Raw genomic sequence first — 2,192 nt, 5'->3', positions numbered from 1 at the left:
CGCCCACGGCCAGGAGCCCCACGGCGACCGAGGAGGCGACGTCGCGCGGGTCGCGGCGAACGGCCAGCGTCGAGGTGATGACCGTGCTCAGCAGCACCACGACACCGACGGTGAGGTGTCCGACCGCGTCGGCGCCTCCTTGCGGGGACTCGCTCGCGCCGACGACGAGCGAGATCGCCAACGGGGCGGTGCGCGCGATGGTGAGGACCGGCCAGGTGTGTCGGCTCCCGGCCCACCAACCCGCCAGGCACAGCACGCCGAGGAAGGCCGACACCACCCAGCCGAAGTCCCGTGCGACGAACGGCGCGAGGCCTGCCGCACCGGCGACGAGGAGCACGCCGAGGAGCTCGCTGTCCCAGCGACGTGCGAGGTGGAGGCCGCCGACGGCCACGAGGGCCGACAGGAACAGCCCCACCGACGGGCGGACCCACCCGTAGCCGCTCGTCATCGCCACGACGTCGAGGTATGCCGCGGCGGCCCCGGTCGCGACGAGCGCCACCGAGGCACTGCTCACGGGGCCGCTTCGCCGCTCGGCCTCGCCGTTGTGCACGCCGATCGCCGCCAACAGGGCGGCCAGCGCGGCGCCGGCCGTGACCCGTGCCACCGGACCGAACCAGCCCTGCTGGGCGGCGAGCACGAGGAGCATCGCGACGCCGGCCAGGGTGACGACGGCACCGGTGAGGGCGAGTGCCCTCGTGACGGCGCCCTCTCGCCGGTACCAGGGGACGGCCGGGAGGGGCGGTGGAGTGACGACCACCTGAGGACGGACGACCGGTGGAGTCGTCGGGTTGGCCCCGCTGGCCATGGCCAGCGCTGCCGCAGCGGGCGTCCCGGATGCCGTGACGTCCGCTCCCGGCCGTTCGGATGCCGCCGCTGTCGTCGCTGGGGACGTGGCGGGCGCCGCAGCCCTCGCCGGCTGCACCCAGCCCGCTCCCGTCGTCTCCGCGGCGGCAGCCGCGCCGGGGCTCTCGCGGTCGAGCTCCGCGCGCAGGCGCGCCAGTCCGTTGCCGACGGCATACATCCGGTTCATCGCGTCGGCGAACTCGGCCTCGAGCTGGTGGACGGTGTCGCGGTGGGTCATGCACCACACCATGCCCCTCCTGACGCCCGAGATGCCTGAGCACGCCGACTCAACGGCGTGCCCAGGCATCTCGAGCGGGCGGATCAGTTGTCGGCGGTGTTCCGCGCGGCCAGCGCGACCGCGACCTCGATGGTGCCGCCGTCGCGCAGCACGGTCAGCGTGACCTTGTCACCGACCGATCGCTCTCGCACCTGGCCGACGAGCGAGAGGGCGGAGTCCACGCGCTCACCGTCGACAGCGGTGACCACGTCGCCCGCCCGCAGTCCGGCCTCGGCGGCAGGCGTTCCCTCGCCGACCGACACGACCTCGGCACCGGCCCTCGTGGCCGACCCGTCGGAGGCGGACCCGTCCTGAGGGGTGACGCCGAGGAAGGCGTGGGTGACCTTGCCGGTCTCGATGAGCTGGGAAGCGACCGAGGTCGCCTCGTTGACCGGGATGGCGAAGCCGATCCCGATGTTGCCCGACTGGCCCGAGGGCGAGCCGAGAGACGCGATCGACGAGTTGATCCCCACGAGCTGGCCCTCGGCGTTGACGAGGGCACCGCCGCTGTTGCCGGGGTTGATCGCGGCCGACGTCTGGATGGCGTTCGTGACGACGGGCTCGGTCTGACGCTGGCCCTGGCCGAACGGGTCGGAGGGGCCGCTGCTCTCGCCCTCTGTCGACACGGGGCGGTTGAGGGCGCTGACGATGCCGGTCGTGACGGTCCCGGCGAGGCCGAGAGGGTTGCCGACCGCCATGACCGGGTCGCCGACCTTGAGCGCGTCCGAGTCGCCGGTGGCGATCGGCCGGAGGTCCTTCGGGGCGTCCGAGATGGCGATGACGGCGAGGTCGGTCGACGGGTCGGTGCCGCGGATCTCGGCGTCGTAGGTCCGACCGTCGGCCAGGGTGACGGAGAGCTTCTCCGCGCCGGAGACGACGTGGTTGTTCGTCAGGACGTTCCCCGCGGAGTCGATGATGACGCCGGACCCCTGGCCTCCTTGCTGGCCCGACGACGCGGTGATGCTCACGACGCTGGGCGAGACGGCTGCGGCGGTGGCTGACCAGTCCGGGGACGAGGGGTCGGACTGGCTGACCGGTGCCGCATCGGTTCCGGCCTGCTGCGACGCCGGGG

At 73.5% G+C, this 2,192-nt stretch carries 2 protein-coding genes; both read right to left on the bottom strand.

The genetic code is table 11. The features are described from left to right. The coding region (locus VJN29_RS20165) for a DUF2339 domain-containing protein (protein WP_324145433.1) at positions 1–1,081 on the bottom strand (1,081 nt) is incomplete at its 3' end. Positions 1,082–1,164: 83 nt separating this feature from the next. Next, positions 1,165–2,192, bottom strand: a 1,028-nt coding sequence (locus VJN29_RS20160) for a S1C family serine protease (protein ID WP_324145432.1), incomplete at its 5' end; no start/stop codon positions are given.

Source organism: Intrasporangium sp. (genome assembly GCF_035280925.1).
Taxonomy (GTDB): Bacteria; Actinomycetota; Actinomycetes; order Actinomycetales; family Dermatophilaceae; genus Intrasporangium.
The sequence above is the reverse complement of the archived record's forward strand: the minus strand, read 5'-3'. Positions and strand labels throughout refer to the sequence as shown.